The following is a 13550-nucleotide window of genomic DNA, read 5'->3' as shown; positions in this document are numbered from 1 at the left end:
CCACCGCCGCGGCGGTGGCCCGGCGGTGCCGGCCGGCGGCCGGCACTACCAGCGCCCGGCCAGCAGGGCCTCGGCCAGTGCCTGGAGCTTGGGCGAACGCTGGCGCGACGGCGGGTAGATCAGCGACAGTTCGCGGCTGCGGCCCTCGAATGGCTGCAGCACGCGCTGCAGGCGGCCATCGGCCAGGGCGTCGGCCACGGCGAAGTCCATCACCTGCACGATGCCGATGCCGGCGATGGCCGCTTCCACCAACGGGTCGCCGCTGTCGAACACCATCCGCGCCGGCGGCGTGAACTCGCCCAGCTGCCCCTCCTGCAGGAACTGCCAGTCCACCAGCCGGCCGCTGCGCAGGTTGCGCACCGCCAGGCACGCATGCGCACGCAGCGCCTGCACATCGGCCGGCCTGCCGTGCCGGGCGAGGTAGTCCGGGCTGGCCACCGTCACCCAGCGCAGCGGCCGCAGCGGGCGGGCCACGATGCGCTGGTCGGCGATGACGCCGGTCCGCAGCGCGGCGTCGAAACCTTCCTCGACCAGGTCGACCAGGCGGTCGCTCAGCACCGCTTCCACCTGCAGCTGCGGATGCCGCTCCAGCAAGGGCGCCAGCAGCGGCACCAGCACTTTGCGCCCGAACATCGACGGTGCGCTGATCTTCAGCGTGCCCGAAGGCGTGCACGGGCGGTCTGCCAGCTGCCGCTCGGCATCCTCCAGGCCGCACAGCAGCGGGGCGACCTGCTCGACGAACTGGCGGCCATCCGGGGTCAGCGCCACGTTGCGCGTGTTCCGCTGCAGCAGCTTCACTCCCAGTGCGGCCTCCAGCCGGCTGATCGCGCGCGAGAGCCCGGGTTGGCTCAGGCCAAGCTGGCCGGCCGCCACGGTGAAGCTGCGCGCTTCGGCCACCTGTACCAGCATGCGCACGGCATTGAGGTCCATCGCGGATCCATTCATGCGTCTGATCATCGCAGATATGGTAATTCGTGGGTTTATTGATCGAGCTGCATCAAAGAGACTGCGCTCCCCCCCTGGACGTGCCATCGCCGATGCCTTCCCTGAAATACCCACGCCGGGCGCTGGCCCTGCTGGCCACCGCGCAGCTGATCATCGCCCTGGATGCCACCATCATCTTCGTCGCCCTGCATGACATGGGTCGCGCGCTGCAGATCAACGCGCAGCAGCTGCAGTGGGTGGTCAGTGCGTATACGGTGGCTTTCGGTGGCAGCCTGCTGCTGGGCGGCCGTGCCGCCGACCTGATCGGGCGCCGCCGGTTCTACCGGCTGGGCATGCTGCTGTTCGCCCTGGCCTCGCTGCTGGGCGCATTGGCGCCGGATGCCACGCTGCTGATCCTGGCGCGCGCCGCGCAGGGCATCGGCGCCGCATTGCTGTTCCCGGCCACCCTGGCACTGATCAACACGCTGTACGCCGAAGGCCCGGCGCGCAACCGCGCGCTGGCGATCTGGAGCATGGCCAGCGCGGCCGGTCTGGCGCTGGGCACGCTGCTCGGCGGCGTACTGACCCAGGCCTTCGGCTGGCCGGCGGTGCTGGCGGTGATCGTGCCGCTGGCCACGGCATGCGCCGTCGCCGCCGGCGCCTGGCTGCCGGTCGATGGCCCGCGTGCACGGGGCCGTTCGTTCGACCTTGCCGGCTGCATCGCCGTGACCCTGGGCGGCAGCCTGCTGGTGACCACCCTGGTGCAGGGGCCGGAATGGGGCTGGGCGGCGCCGGCCACGCTGGGCTGCCTGCTGCTGTCGGCGCTGCTGCTGGTCGTGTTCGTGTGGATCGAACGGCGCAGCCGCGATCCGCTGATGCAGTTCGCGCTGCTGCGCCTGCCCGGCCTGCGTGCGGCACTGGGCCTGACCTTCGCCTTCATGAGCAGCTATGGCGTGCAGTACTACTTCATGGCGCTGTATTTCCAGGATGGCTATGGCTGGAGTCCGCTGCAGGCCGGGCTGGCCTTCCTGCCGGCCACCGCGGTGTGCACGGTCGGCATCCGGCTGGCCGAGTGGACGCTGCGGCGCTGGAGCGCGCGCACGGTACTGGTCGTGGGGCAGCTGGCCGGCGCCCTGGGCATCGCCTGGGTGGCGGCGATGCTGCCGCATGGCGCGCACTTCTGGCCGTTGCTGCCCGGGGTGGTGGTGCTGAGTATCGGCCAGGGCATGACCTGGACTTCGATGTGGATCGTGGCCGGGCAGGGCGTGCCGGCCGCGCAGCAGGGTGTCGCCTCGGGCATGGCCGCGACCGCGCAGCAGATCGGTGGCGCGCTGGGCCTGGCGGTGCTGGTGATGGTCGCCAACGCCGGTGCCGGCCCGGCCGGTTCGCCAAGCGCGCTGGCCGGCCTGGTGCGCGCCGAGTACGGCGCGGCGTTGTTCGCGCTGCTCGGCGTGGTCATCGCCCTGGGCCTGCGCGTGGCGCCGCCAGCCCGTGCGGCCCGCGGATGCCTGGCCAGCGACGCATGACCGGGCTGCTCGACCCCGCCCAGGTGCTGCCGGGTGCTTGCCGCCTGCCACGATGACGACGGGGTGTGCGCATGCCTCGGGTGGGGCCGCGCATGCGCAGCCGTCGGCGTGACATTGCGCTGACGTCCTGCAGGCCCTGCTCGAGGCTGGAGGTGCCGGCGTTGCGCCGGTGGCGGCCGGCGCTAGCCGAGCTGCAGCAGCCGCGGCTGCAAGGCGGTGAAGATCCGCGCCAGCCGCGCCGCCCAGGCCTGTTGCCCGGCGGCATCGGCGATCAGGTCCTGGCGGATTTCCAGTTCCACGTGCACCAGCCCGCGGGCTTCGCCATGCACCGGCACCGCGTAGTCGCTGGTGCTGCTGACCGAATACGGCTGGTTGTCGCCGACGACCAGGTCGCCCTCCTCGCGCAGCGTCTGCAGCAGCGCCTGTGCGAACCGCGCATCGCGGTGGTAGAGCACCCCGGCATGCCAGGGGCGCGCGGCGCCGTCCATCACCGGGGTGAAGCTGTGCATCATCACCAGCAGCGTCGGCACGCCGGCATCGTGGCGCCGGTCCAGTTCGGCTGCGATGCGCGCATGGTAGGGCGCGTGGATGGCGGCGATGCGTTGCTCCCGTTGCGCGCGGACCAGCCCGGCATTGCCGGGGATGGCGGTGCCGTCGCTGGTCTCCGGCATCAGCGTCGGCGAGGCCAGCGGCCGGTTGCAGTCGATCACCAGCCGCGAATAGGTCTGCTCGATGGCGAAGGCATCCAGTTGCCGCGCCAGTTCGCGGGTGGTGCCGGCGATGCCGATGTCCCAGCCGATGTGCCGGTCCAGTTCCGCCGGCGCCAGGCCGAGGTCGCCCAGTGCGGCTGGAACCCGCTGCCCGGCGTGGTCGGCCAGCAGCAGGAACGGCGAGCGGCCGTACGGGTTGTGCACGGTGAACGGCGGCGGGTCCTGCGGGCCCAGCAGCGGCGGGGCCAGGAGCTCGGCCGGGTTGTCGAGCCGGCTCATCGTGGCCGGCCGTCCAGGTGGTGCTCGATCATCCACAGCCCGGCCCAGAGCTTGGCGTCCAGCTCGTAGCCCTGGCCCATCTTCTCCACCAGCCACGCCGCGGCGCGATCGCGCGCGATGCTGTGCACGGTGATGTCCTCGCTGTCGTCGCCGCCGCCCTCGCCGACCCGGCGCAGGCCGGTGGCGCGCACGAAGGCGATCTTCTCGCTGCTGGCGCCGGAGGAGGTCGGGCCGATCATCAGCACCTCGGCGTGGTCGGCGGTCCAGCCGGTTTCCTCCTCCAGTTCGCGGATCGCCGAGGCCTCGATCGATTCGCCGGCGGTGATGTCGCCGACCAGCCCGGCCGGCATTTCGATCGTGCGCGCCTGCAGGGGCACCCGGAACTGTTCGACGAACAGCACCTCGTCGTCCGGAGTGACGGCGATGATGATCGCGGCCAGGCCGCCGGCGTGGGTGCGTTCGCTGTATTCCCAGGTGCCGCGCACCACCATGCGCTGGTAGCGGCCTTCGTAGACGACGCGGGGGGCTGCGGTGTTCTGGCTCATGCGGATTCGTGGGTGGAGGGGAAGGCGGTTTCCAGGCCGGCGGCGGCCAGCAGCCGGCGCCGGGTGAGCGGGCCGAAGCGCAGCGATCCGCACAGGCCGTCGAGCATGTCGGCATCGGCCGCGGCGCGGGTGAAGGCGGGCGTGGCCGGGGCCAGCGGCGCATCCACGGCGATGGTGGTCAGTTGCCGGAACAGCAGCGCCAGTTCGCGCTGCTGGCGCAGGCGCGTGGCCATCTGCGCGGCGCCGCGCAGGCGCAGGAACGGGATCTCGTCGATCCGCTCCAGCAGCGCGTCGAGGCTGCCGAAGTGGGCCAGCAGCACCGCCGCCGACTTGGCGCCGATGCCGCTGATGCCGGGGATGTTGTCCACCGCGTCGCCGCACAGCGCCAGGTAGTCGGCGATCTGGTGGGCATGCACGCCGTGGCGCGCCTTGACCCCGCCCGCGCCCCAGCGCTGGTTGCGCGCGTAGTCCCACTGCTCGTCGTGTTCGAGCAGCAGTTGCGACAGGTCCTTGTCCGCCGAGACGATCACCCCGCGCAGCGCATGGTCGCGGCCGGCATGCAGCGCGCTGCCGATCAGGTCGTCGGCCTCGTAGTCGCGGTCGGCCAGCACTTCCAGCCCCAGCGCCGCGCACAGCGCCTTGCAGTGCGCGAACTGGCGGCGCAGCGCTTCAGGCGCCGGCTCGCGGTTGGCCTTGTAGGCCGGATACAGGCGGTGCCGGAAGCAGCTGTCCAGCGCCTCGTCGAAGGCCACGGCGATGTGCGCCGGGCGCTCGCGCTCCAGCAGGTCCAGCAGGAAGCGGGCGAAGCCGTGAACGGCGTTGGTGGGCCAGCCCTGCGCGTCCTGGAAGCTGTCGGGCATCGAGTGCCAGGCGCGGAACACGTACAGGCTGGCGTCGACCAGGTAGAGCGGCTGCCTGGCCTGGATGCCGGTCACGGCTGCCAGTCCTGCAGCAGGCTGGCCGGGTCCGGCCGCGCGCGCTCCGGCGCCCGCATCCGGGGCGTGCCGACATGGATGAAGCCGACGATGCGTTCGTTCGCGGCCAGCCCCAGGTGGCGCGCCACGCCTTCGTCGTAGGCCATCCACGCGGTCAGCCACTGCGCGCCGAAGCCGAAGCCCTGAGCCGCCTGCAGCAGGGCGAAGCACACGCAGCCGGCGGTCAGCAGCTGTTCCTGCTCGGGCACCTTGGGGTTGTCCTGCAGGCGCGCGACCACCGTCAGCACCAGCGGCGCGTGCGAAAAGCGCTGGCGGTCCTTCTCGACCGCCGCCGGCGAGGCGTCCGGGGTGCGCTCGCGGCTGCGCCGGGCCAGGTAGTCGCCCAGCGCGTGGCGGGCATCGCCGCGCAGGCGGAGCACGCGGAACGGCACCAGCTTGCCGTGGTCGGGAACGCGCACCGCGGCCGCCAGCATGGCCAGCACGGTGGCGTCGTCCGGGCCCGGCTCGGCCAGTTGCAGGGACGGGACCGAGCGGCGCTGGTCCAGCGCTTGCAGGAAGCAGGAATCGGACATGGGACATTCGCGGGAAAGACGGCCATGGATTATAGACGCCGGGGTGCGGACGCCCCGCCGGCCACGGGCAGGACGAATCTGAGTACTCCGTCGGCGGCGCCTGCTGGCGGATTTCTCGCCAATTCACAGCGGTACGCTTAGCATGGCGCGACATGTCGGGTTGCCGGTGGCGAGGTACAAAGTGCGGACTGCATCACTGGCCCTGTTCAGCTTCTCCCCCTACCATGCGTGGGCGGAGACCGGGGGGCTGTCCGCTTTCTTCCATACGATCCTTACAGGAGCAGCGCCTGCGAAGGTGCGGAGCCACTGCGCATGATGTCCCAGCCGCATCTTCCAGAGCGCCCCGGCCATAATCCGGACCTGCTGTCGCTGGCGCGCGAAGCCGCGCTGCCGCCGTTGTCGGCCACCTTCGCGCGCGTACTGGCCGGGTTCGACGATGCCCTGTTCGACCGTGCCGAGACCGCGGGCGCATCGCAGCTGGTCTTCCTCGACGGCATGCGCGAGCTGCGCCGGCGCCGCGACGACATCACCGCGCGCTTCGGCGCCCACCTGCGACAGGCGTGGGCCGCGCTCGAGGCCGCCGCGCCGCTGTCGGCCGAGGCCGCACTGGCGCAGGCCGGGCAGGGCGAGACCGGGCTGAGCCTGGTATCCGAGCACGACCTGGAGTCGCGCCTGGCGGTGCGCAATTTCGCCGCGGTGGTATTGCGCGAATGGAAGCCGGTGCTGGCACGGCTGGATCGCCGCCTGGCCTGGATCAGCGGCGTGGACGGGCTCGACATCGACCTCAACCCGATCGGCCCGGAACACATCGGCGTGGCGGTGCACGAGGCGTTCGGCGTGTGCGACCTGGCCGCCGAGGTGCGGCTGGTGCTGATCAAGCTGTGCGAACGCGAGTTCGCCGTGCAGGTGGGGCGCATCTACCGCGATGTCGACGAGCGCCTGGCGCAGGCCGGGGTGATGCCGGCCATCTCGCAGCCGCCACCGCAGCGACCTGCCGCCGCGCCGCGCCCGGCTCGGCCGGCGGAAGCCGATGCCGGCATGGCGCATGGCGACGACGAGGACCTGTCCGATCCGCAGCATGCCCCGGCCTGGGCGCGACGCTTCACCGAGCGCTGGGCCCGGCACCGCAGCGAACTGCAGGCCGGCAATCCGGGAGGCTATGACGGCAACCCGTCGGCGAGCGGCCAGAACATGATCCTGGAGGCGCTGCACGAACTGCTGGCGCAGACCCGCCATGTGCGCGAGGACGCCACTGCCGCAGCGCAGGTGGCGGTCGGCCAGCAACGTCCGCTCAGCCAGCACGAAATGATGTCGGTGCTCTCGCTGCTGCAGGCCACGCCCACGGCGACCCTGCGCGCGGCGGTGGGCGACCAGAGCGAGTCGCTGGCGCAACGGCTCAAGAACGAAGTGATTTCCGGCGCCACCCGCCTCGGCGTCGATCCGGGGCAGGCGCGGCTGGACCCGCAGGACGAGGACGCCATCGACCTGGTCGGCATGCTGTTCGACGTGATGCTGGACGAGCGCGAGCTGGAAGGCCGCTCGCGCGAACTGATCGGCCGCCTGGTGGTGCCCTTCGTCAAGGTCGCGCTGCTGGACCGGCGCATGTTCGTGCAGAAGACCCACCCGGCGCGGCGCCTGCTCAACTCGCTGGCCGAGGCCTGCGAGGGCAACGCCGGCGAAAGCCAGGCCGAGCGCGCGCTGATGGGCAAGGTCGAGGAGATCATCGACCGGCTGATCGCCGAGTTCAACGAGAACCTGGCGATCTTCCTGACCCTGGAAGAGGAGTTCCGCGAGTTCCTTGCCCAGCATCGGCGCCGCATCGAGATCGCCGAGCGCCGCGCGACCGAGACCCAGCGCGGCCAGGAGAAGCTGGAGCTGGCCCGCGGCCGTGCCCTGGCCGAACTGGAGCGGCGGCTGCAGGGCGCGCCGCTGCCGGCGGCGATCGAAGGCTTCCTGCGCCAGCCCTGGAACCACCACCTGACCATGAGCCTGCTGCGCGAAGGCGACGACGGCGAGTCGGTCGGCGAAGCGCTGGCAGTGGCCGACGTGTTGCTCGAGGAAGTGGCCGAGGCGCGCCGGCACGTGGTCGGCAAGCCGTGGCTGCAGTCCATCCAGCCGGGCCTGCGCAAGGTGTTCGCCAGCGTCGGCCTGCATGGCGAGGGCAGTGTCGGCGCGATCGACGCGCTGCACGACACGCTGCAGGCCATCGCCGAGGCGCGCCCGGAGCTGGAACGGGCGCTGCCGGAGCTGCCGCAGGTCAGCCTGCCGACGCCGCCGGCGCAGGAATCGGCGGCGCTGGACCTGGGCGCCGAGGCGCGCCCGGAGAGCGTCGACCATGCCGATGCCGCCCGCTACCGCGCCATGGACATCGGTACCTGGCTGGATTTCATCGACAAGGACGGCAAGGTGCAGGCCGGCAAGCTGTCCTGGGTCAGCCCGATTTCCTCGCGCCTGCTGTTCGTCAACCGCCGTGGCATCCGTTTCTGCGTGGCCTCGCCGGAGGAGCTGGTGGTGATGGAGCGGCTCGGCCGCCTGCGCCCGCACGTCGACGACGGCGCGTTCGACAGCGCCATGCAGGGCGTGATCGACCGGCTCGACCCGCAGACGTCCACGGTGCACTGAGGACCGACCTGCTTTGCTACGATCCCCGGCGTATTCCACTGCGCATCGGGGACGGGCATGGCCGTTGAGGTACGGGTGTTGAAGGAAGCCGCGGCGGGCGAGCGGCGCGTGGCTGCCACGCCGGAGACGGTGAAGAAGCTGCTGGCGGCCGGGGCCAGGGTGCAGGTGCAGGCCGGTGCCGGCCTTGCGGCCGGGTTCACCGACCAGGCCTACCGCGATGCCGGCGCGCAGATCGACGATGCCGTGGACGCTGCCGACCTGGTGCTGTGCGTGCAGGCGCCACCGCCGGAGCTGGTCGCGCGGTTCAAGCCCGGTGCGGTGCTGGTGGGCGCGCTGCACCCGCAGGCGGACGCGGCCCGTGCCGCCGCGCTGCAGGCGCGGCAACTGGTGACCTTCCCGCTGGAGCGGCTGCCGCGCACCACCCGCGCGCAGGCCATGGACGTACTCAGCTCGCAGGCCGGCATGGCCGGCTACAAGGCCACCCTGATCGCCGCGCAGCTGGCGCCACGCTTCTTCCCGATGCTGACCACCGCTGCCGGCACCATCCGCCCGTCGAAGGTGCTGGTGGTTGGCGCCGGCGTGGCCGGCCTGCAGGCGATCGCCACCGCCAAGCGCCTGGGCGCGCAGGTGGAGGGCTTCGACGTGCGCCCGGAGACCCGCGAACAGATCGAGTCGCTGGGTGGCAGGTTCCTCGACCTGGGAGTCAGTGCCGCCGGCGAGGGCGGGTATGCGCGCCAGCTCACCGACGCCGAGCGCGCCGAGCAGCAGCGGCGCCTGGCCGAGCACCTGAAGGGCGTGGACGTGGTGATCTGCACCGCCGCGGTGCCCGGCCGCCCGGCGCCGAAGATCGTGACCGCGGCGATGGTCGCGGGCATGCGCCCGGGCAGCGTGATCGTCGACCTGGCCGCCGAGACAGGCGGCAACTGCGAAGCGACGCGGCCGGGCGAAACCCTTGACGTCGGCGGGGTGACCGTGGCCGGCCCGCTCGACCTGGCCAGCATGGGGGCCATCCATGCCAGCGAGATGTACGCGCGCAACGTGCTCAACTTCGTGTCGCTGTTCCTCAAGGACGGCGCGCTGGCCTTCGACTGGAACGACGAACTGCTGGCAAAGACGGTGTGGCCGGAGCGCCCGGCTGCGGGGGAGATCCCGCCGGTGTGAAGTTGCATGCCGGGGTGGTGGTCGCGTGGTTGGCGGCAAGCGGCCTGGGTGGTGGGCCTGCCTTCGCCGACGAGCCGTTACGGGTTGCCTGCCGGCACCTGGCTGAAAGCCCGGAAAAATATGCGGGCAGGCATGTGCAGGTGCCGGCCTGTGTCGCGACGGCCATGCACCATGGTGCCTATTTGTATGACTGTGATGATCCGCATGTGCGGATCATTACGCTGGCAGGCCCCCCATGATTCTGGAAGAGCTGTTCGGCACGCGTGACCTGTTGCGGGCGCGGCGGGCGGCGGCCACGGTTTCGGGCGTGTTCGAGTGGCGGCCCCAGGCGCCGCCGCAATGCTGTCTGGACAACCGCGTCCTGCTGCATGCCGAGTCGGTATCCGGGGTGACACGGCTGCCGCCTTTGTCAGATGAATGATGGCACGCGGGTTGGGCTGAACGAGAAAGCCCGGCATTGCCCTGCGGATTTCCACGGTGCCGGGCGCTGTTGCGCTCAGCCCTGTCCGCGCGCTCCATCAAGCACCATGGCATGTCGCGAACCTGTCCGGATGGGAGCGCGCCGGTAACTGCAGGGGCGCCAGCCGTGGTGCTTGCCGCCCCCTTCAATCGGCCGGATTGGCCTCCAGCCACTGCCGGCGCTGCTCCGGCGTCATCCGGTGCCACTGCTCGCGCAGTTCCTGGCGCTGGGCCTTGTCCATGGTGCGCATCTTCGCGAACAGGGCGCGGGCCTCGCGCTGCTGCTGCGGCGACATGTTCTGGAAGCGGTGCATGCCGCGGCGTGCCTGCGAGCGCTGCTCGGGGCTCATCTGCTGCCAGCTGCGGGCATGGTCGTACATCCGCTGGCGGTGTCCGGGCGAGGCGTTCCAGCGGTCGCGCATCGGCGCGATCAGGGTTTCGCGCTGGGCCGGGGTGAGCTGGTCCCATTCGGGAAGGGGCGGTTGCTGGGCGTATGCCGGCGCGGTGCAGACCAGCAGCAGTGACAGCAGGGAAAGACGGATCGTCATGGCTTTCACTCCATCGCCAGGGTGTCCGAACCCAGCCACAGGTACAGCTCGGGGCTTTCGTCGAACAGCAGGGCGTCGTCGGACAGGTCGGCGGCGGCGTCGGCCGCCACGCCGGGCGGCAGTACCGGTGGCGTGCGGTTGAACTGCACCGCCACGGTGACCGCCAGTACCGCCGAGCAGGCGGTGGCCAGCCACCAGCCACGGCGGCGCCATGGCGAGGCGCCGGCGCTGGCCGTGGCCTGCTGGCGGGCCCGGCGCAGGTGCGCCAGCGTGGCCGGGGAAAGCGCGCCTTCGGCATGCTGTTGCAGCTGCCGCAGCGAGTGGTCGAAGTTGTCGTTCCGGGATGTGGGCAGGCGGTTCACCGCGAGACCTCCAGTTGTTTCTGCAATGCGTCGCGCGCACGCGACAGGTGGGTTTTCACCGAACCTTCCGAGCAGCCCATGATCCGTGCCGTGGTCGCCACGTCCAGTTCCTGCAGCACGCGCAGGCTGAACGCCTCGCGCTGGCGTGCCGGCAGCCGCCGCAACGCCTGCACCAGCCGCGCGTACTCCTCGCGCTGCTCGTGCTGCTGTGCCGGGCCGGGGCTGTCGTCGGCCCAGTCGATCGGGCCGTCCCCGTCCTGCGCCGGTGCCCAGAACTTCAGCCGGAAGCCGCGCCGCCGCTGCAGGTCGATGATGCGCCGGCGCAGGATGCTCCAGAACAGCGGCGTCCATTCCTCGGCCGGGTGCTCGCGGTAACCGAGCATCCGCTCCATCGCGTCCTGCACCGCGTCCAGCGCATCGTCGCGCTGGCGCAGGCCGGCCTCGGCGAAGCGGAACGCACGCGGCCCGACGCCAGCCAGGAAGGCGTCCAGCGAGGCGGGGGCGGCAACGGGCGTCAGGGGTGGGCTTGTCACCAGCACAGGGTAGCGTTCCGGCAGGTCCTGACAGCGATAACGCGCGGCCGCCGGATCGGTTGACACGGCAATGGTCGCGCCGGCGTTCATCGCATGGTTATGATGCGGGACGGGCAGTTCCGGCCTCGGAGAGGGCAGCAATGAGCGACGGGTTCGTGGCGTTGTACATCTTCATGCTGGCGGCGATCGCCGGCCACGTGATCATCTCGCGGGTGCCGGTGATCCTGCACACGCCGTTGATGTCCGGTTCCAACTTCATCCACGGCATCGTGCTGATCGGGGCGATGGTGGTGCTGGGCCATGCCGACACCACCCTGGAGAAGGCCATCGGCTTCATCGCCGTCGCCCTGGGCGCGGGCAACGCGGCCGGCGGCTACGTGGTCACCGAACGCATGCTGGAGATGTTCAAGAGCTCCAGGAAGCCGCAAGGGCAGGACAAATGAGCGCACCGGCAGCCCCGGCAGCGGCGCGGCGGATCGAGGTGCGGCAGCTGTTCCAGTGGCTCAGCTACCTGCAGTATCCGGCCCTGCTGGTCGCATTCGGCTATGCCGCGCTACCCCTGTTCAGGGGCATGGATGGCCTGCTCGATGCGCTCAACAACGCCCTGCTTTACGCCGGCGTCGGCATCGGCATGTCTTCGCTGCAGGACCCGACCCGGACCCAGAACCGGATCTCGCGCAGGGTCTGGGAGGACCCGCGCAAGGGTGGTTGGATGCTCTGGCTGCTGACCGCCGAGGCGCTGCTGCCGATCGTGCTGGGGCTGGTGGGCGCGGCGCTGGCCGACACGGCGGCGTTGTCGCAGCTGTCGCTGGGCCTGGTGGCGTTCGGGATGGGCATGATCGGACTGCTGAAGACGGCGATCGAGATGCGCGAGCACCATCGCCGCGACCGCCACGCCGGCATCGCGCAAACCACGGTTCTGGAGGGAGCGGCATGAGCATGACGTTGCTGGTGAAGGCGAGCTACCTGGTGGCCGCCACCTTGTTCCTGCTGGGCCTGCAGCGCATGGCCTCGCCCAGGACCGCGCGCAGCGGCATCCACTGGGCGGGCGCGGGCATGCTGATCGCCACCGTGGCCACGTTCTTCCTGCCGGGACTGCACAACATCGCGCTGATCCTGGTGGCGCTGGCGCTGGGCACCGGCCTGGCCTGGGTGTCGGCAAAGAAGGTCGCCATCACCGACATGCCGCAGATGGTGGCGCTGTACAACGGCATGGGCGGCGGCTCGGCCGCGGCCATCGGTGCGGTGGAACTGCTGCGCTTTGCCGACGTTGCCGGTCGCGACACCAGCCACTGGAGCGCCGAAGCCATTGCCGCGCTCGCGGCGCGGCAGCCGTCGACCACGGTACTGGCGCTGGCGGTCATCGGTTCGGCCATCGGCGCGGTGTCGCTGTCCGGTTCGGTCATCGCCTGGGCCAAGCTCGACGGGCGCCTGGACAAGCGCGTCACCTTCCCCGGGCAGCAGGTGTTCAACCTGCTGGTGGCCGTGGCGATGGTGGCGCTGGGGGTGTGGGCGGCGTTGAGCCTGCAGCCGCTGGCGATCATCGCCTTCTTCGTGGCGGCGCTGGCGCTGGGCGTGCTGATGACCCTGCCCATCGGCGGCGCCGACATGCCGGTGGTGATCTCGCTGTACAACGCCTTCACCGGCCTGGCGGTGTCGTTCGAAGGCTACGTGCTGGGCAACGAGGCGCTGATCATCGCCGGCATGATGGTCGGCGCGGCCGGCATCCTGCTGACGCGGCTGATGGCCAAGGCGATGAACCGGCCGATCAGCGGCGTGCTGTTCTCCCATTTCGGCGGCGGCGGGCAGGGTGCGGCGGAAATCAGCGGCAGCCAGAAGCCGATCGAGGCCGCCGACGTGGCCGCGATGATGGCCTTCGCCGAGCGGGTGGTGATCGTGCCCGGCTACGGCATGGCCGTGGCGCAGGCCCAGCACAAGATCTGGGAGCTGGCGCAGCGGCTGATCGAGCGCGGGGTGAAGGTGAAGTTCGCCATCCACCCGGTCGCCGGGCGCATGCCCGGGCACATGAACGTGCTGCTGGCCGAGGCCGGCGTGCCCTACGACCTGATCGCCGACATGGACGACATCAACCCGGAGTTCGCCACCACCGACGTATCGCTGGTGATCGGCGCCAACGACGTGGTCAACCCGGTGGCGAAGACCGACCCGTCCAGCCCGATCTACGGCATGCCGATCCTGGACGTGGTCAATTCCAGGAACACCATCGTCATCAAGCGCGGCAAGGGCACCGGCTTCGCCGGCATCGAGAACGCGCTGTTCTACGCCGACAACACCCGCATGCTGTATGGCGACGGTGCCGAGGCGGCGAGCGCGCTGGTCAGCGAGCTGAAGGCGCTGGACGGCGGGCACTGAG

Annotated in this window: 16 protein-coding genes; 8 read left to right on the top strand and 8 right to left on the bottom strand. The window is 71.0% G+C overall.

The annotated features are described in order from the left end of the window. Positions 1-45: 45 nt before the first annotated feature. The gene (locus ABB33_RS09930) at positions 46-930 is read right to left on the bottom strand and encodes a LysR family transcriptional regulator (RefSeq protein ID WP_056931977.1); all 885 of its coding nucleotides are present in this window, start codon (positions 928-930) and stop codon (positions 46-48) included. Positions 931-1037: 107 nt separating this feature from the next. Between ABB33_RS09930 and ABB33_RS09925 the strand changes: the two genes are divergently transcribed. Then, entirely contained in the window at positions 1038-2450 is a 1413-nt protein-coding gene (locus ABB33_RS09925) for an MFS transporter (RefSeq protein ID WP_056931976.1), read from the top strand. Positions 2451-2632: 182 nt separating this feature from the next. Here the strand turns inward: ABB33_RS09925 and ABB33_RS09920 are convergent, their stop codons facing one another. The 4 genes from ABB33_RS09920 to ABB33_RS19050 are packed head-to-tail and all read right to left on the bottom strand — an operon-like array spanning position 2633 to position 5491. Beyond that, the gene (locus tag ABB33_RS09920) at positions 2633-3439 is read right to left on the bottom strand and encodes an N-formylglutamate amidohydrolase (protein WP_056931975.1); all 807 of its coding nucleotides are present in this window, start codon (positions 3437-3439) and stop codon (positions 2633-2635) included. Next, positions 3436-3984, bottom strand: a complete 549-nt coding sequence (locus ABB33_RS09915) for an NUDIX hydrolase (protein WP_054663184.1) — start codon at positions 3982-3984, stop codon at positions 3436-3438. The genes ABB33_RS09920 and ABB33_RS09915 overlap by 4 nt, the downstream gene beginning before the upstream one ends. After that, the gene (locus ABB33_RS09910) at positions 3981-4928 is read right to left on the bottom strand and encodes a 5'-3' exonuclease (RefSeq protein WP_054668591.1); all 948 of its coding nucleotides are present in this window, start codon (positions 4926-4928) and stop codon (positions 3981-3983) included. Before ABB33_RS09910 ends, ABB33_RS09915 begins: the two co-directional genes overlap by 4 nt. Next, a complete protein-coding gene (locus ABB33_RS19050) occupies positions 4916-5491 on the bottom strand; it encodes a nitroreductase family protein (protein ID WP_056931974.1) in 576 nt (191 codons plus the stop codon). The genes ABB33_RS09910 and ABB33_RS19050 overlap by 13 nt, the downstream gene beginning before the upstream one ends. Positions 5492-5803: 312 nt before the next feature. On the opposite strand from ABB33_RS19050, the gene ABB33_RS09900 reads away from it, so the two are divergent. The 4 genes from ABB33_RS09900 to ABB33_RS09890 are packed head-to-tail and all read left to right on the top strand — an operon-like array spanning position 5804 to position 9695. Next, complete coding sequence (locus tag ABB33_RS09900; protein WP_056931973.1) at positions 5804-8113, top strand: DUF1631 domain-containing protein; 2310 nt, start codon at positions 5804-5806, stop codon at positions 8111-8113. Positions 8114-8170: 57 nt separating this feature from the next. Next, complete coding sequence (locus ABB33_RS09895; protein WP_056931972.1) at positions 8171-9274, top strand: NAD(P) transhydrogenase subunit alpha; 1104 nt, start codon at positions 8171-8173, stop codon at positions 9272-9274. Continuing rightward, on the top strand, positions 9271-9513 hold the full coding sequence (locus ABB33_RS18585) for a hypothetical protein (RefSeq protein WP_152985029.1): 243 nt from the start codon (positions 9271-9273) through the stop codon (positions 9511-9513). The genes ABB33_RS09895 and ABB33_RS18585 overlap by 4 nt, the downstream gene beginning before the upstream one ends. After that, the gene (locus ABB33_RS09890) at positions 9510-9695 is read left to right on the top strand and encodes a hypothetical protein (RefSeq protein ID WP_056931971.1); all 186 of its coding nucleotides are present in this window, start codon (positions 9510-9512) and stop codon (positions 9693-9695) included. Before ABB33_RS18585 ends, ABB33_RS09890 begins: the two co-directional genes overlap by 4 nt. A gap of 184 nt (positions 9696-9879) precedes the next feature. Here the strand turns inward: ABB33_RS09890 and ABB33_RS09885 are convergent, their stop codons facing one another. From ABB33_RS09885 to ABB33_RS09875, 3 genes are read right to left on the bottom strand one after another with little or no spacing between them, the layout of a single operon-like run. Then, complete coding sequence (locus tag ABB33_RS09885; protein WP_056931970.1) at positions 9880-10281, bottom strand: DUF3106 domain-containing protein; 402 nt, start codon at positions 10279-10281, stop codon at positions 9880-9882. Positions 10282-10286: 5 nt separating this feature from the next. Then, positions 10287-10643 carry a hypothetical protein gene (locus ABB33_RS09880; RefSeq protein WP_056931969.1) on the bottom strand — a complete coding sequence of 119 codons (357 nt, stop codon included), beginning with the start codon at positions 10641-10643 and terminating at the stop codon, positions 10287-10289. Further along, positions 10640-11182, bottom strand: coding sequence for an RNA polymerase sigma factor (locus ABB33_RS09875; protein WP_054668592.1), 543 nt, complete (start codon positions 11180-11182; stop codon positions 10640-10642). The genes ABB33_RS09880 and ABB33_RS09875 overlap by 4 nt, the downstream gene beginning before the upstream one ends. A 134-nt stretch (positions 11183-11316) precedes the next feature. Between ABB33_RS09875 and ABB33_RS09870 the strand changes: the two genes are divergently transcribed. The 3 genes from ABB33_RS09870 to ABB33_RS09860 are packed head-to-tail and all read left to right on the top strand — an operon-like array spanning position 11317 to position 13549. Next, positions 11317-11619, top strand: coding sequence for an NAD(P) transhydrogenase subunit alpha part 2 (locus ABB33_RS09870; RefSeq protein WP_054663202.1), 303 nt, complete (start codon positions 11317-11319; stop codon positions 11617-11619). After that, entirely contained in the window at positions 11616-12113 is a 498-nt protein-coding gene (locus tag ABB33_RS09865; protein ID WP_054663205.1) for a hypothetical protein, read from the top strand. Before ABB33_RS09870 ends, ABB33_RS09865 begins: the two co-directional genes overlap by 4 nt. Further along, positions 12110-13549, top strand: a complete 1440-nt coding sequence (locus ABB33_RS09860) for an NAD(P)(+) transhydrogenase (Re/Si-specific) subunit beta (protein ID WP_054663207.1) — start codon at positions 12110-12112, stop codon at positions 13547-13549. Before ABB33_RS09865 ends, ABB33_RS09860 begins: the two co-directional genes overlap by 4 nt. Position 13550: the final 1 nt, after the last annotated feature.

This window comes from Stenotrophomonas acidaminiphila, assembly GCF_001431595.1.
GTDB classification, from domain to species: domain Bacteria; phylum Pseudomonadota; class Gammaproteobacteria; order Xanthomonadales; family Xanthomonadaceae; genus Stenotrophomonas; species Stenotrophomonas acidaminiphila.
Note: the sequence above shows the minus strand (reverse complement) of the source record. Positions and strands in the feature narration are given on the sequence as shown.

What these genes read in the sequence shown, in the direction of transcription:
- ABB33_RS09930 (WP_056931977.1), bottom strand. Translation starts at nt 930, where the DNA reads ATGGACCTCAATGCCGTGCGCATGCTGGTACAGGTGGCCGAAGCGCGC.
- ABB33_RS09925 (WP_056931976.1), top strand. Translation starts at nt 1,038, where the DNA reads ATGCCTTCCCTGAAATACCCACGCCGGGCGCTGGCCCTGCTGGCCACC.
- ABB33_RS09920 (WP_056931975.1), bottom strand. Translation starts at nt 3,439, where the DNA reads ATGAGCCGGCTCGACAACCCGGCCGAGCTCCTGGCCCCGCCGCTGCTG.
- ABB33_RS09915 (WP_054663184.1), bottom strand. Translation starts at nt 3,984, where the DNA reads ATGAGCCAGAACACCGCAGCCCCCCGCGTCGTCTACGAAGGCCGCTAC.
- ABB33_RS19050 (WP_056931974.1), bottom strand. Translation starts at nt 5,491, where the DNA reads ATGTCCGATTCCTGCTTCCTGCAAGCGCTGGACCAGCGCCGCTCGGTC.
- ABB33_RS09900 (WP_056931973.1), top strand. Translation starts at nt 5,804, where the DNA reads ATGATGTCCCAGCCGCATCTTCCAGAGCGCCCCGGCCATAATCCGGAC.
- ABB33_RS09895 (WP_056931972.1), top strand. Translation starts at nt 8,171, where the DNA reads ATGGCCGTTGAGGTACGGGTGTTGAAGGAAGCCGCGGCGGGCGAGCGG.
- ABB33_RS09890 (WP_056931971.1), top strand. Translation starts at nt 9,510, where the DNA reads ATGATTCTGGAAGAGCTGTTCGGCACGCGTGACCTGTTGCGGGCGCGG.
- ABB33_RS09885 (WP_056931970.1), bottom strand. Translation starts at nt 10,281, where the DNA reads ATGACGATCCGTCTTTCCCTGCTGTCACTGCTGCTGGTCTGCACCGCG.
- ABB33_RS09870 (WP_054663202.1), top strand. Translation starts at nt 11,317, where the DNA reads ATGAGCGACGGGTTCGTGGCGTTGTACATCTTCATGCTGGCGGCGATC.
- ABB33_RS09865 (WP_054663205.1), top strand. Translation starts at nt 11,616, where the DNA reads ATGAGCGCACCGGCAGCCCCGGCAGCGGCGCGGCGGATCGAGGTGCGG.
- ABB33_RS09860 (WP_054663207.1), top strand. Translation starts at nt 12,110, where the DNA reads ATGAGCATGACGTTGCTGGTGAAGGCGAGCTACCTGGTGGCCGCCACC.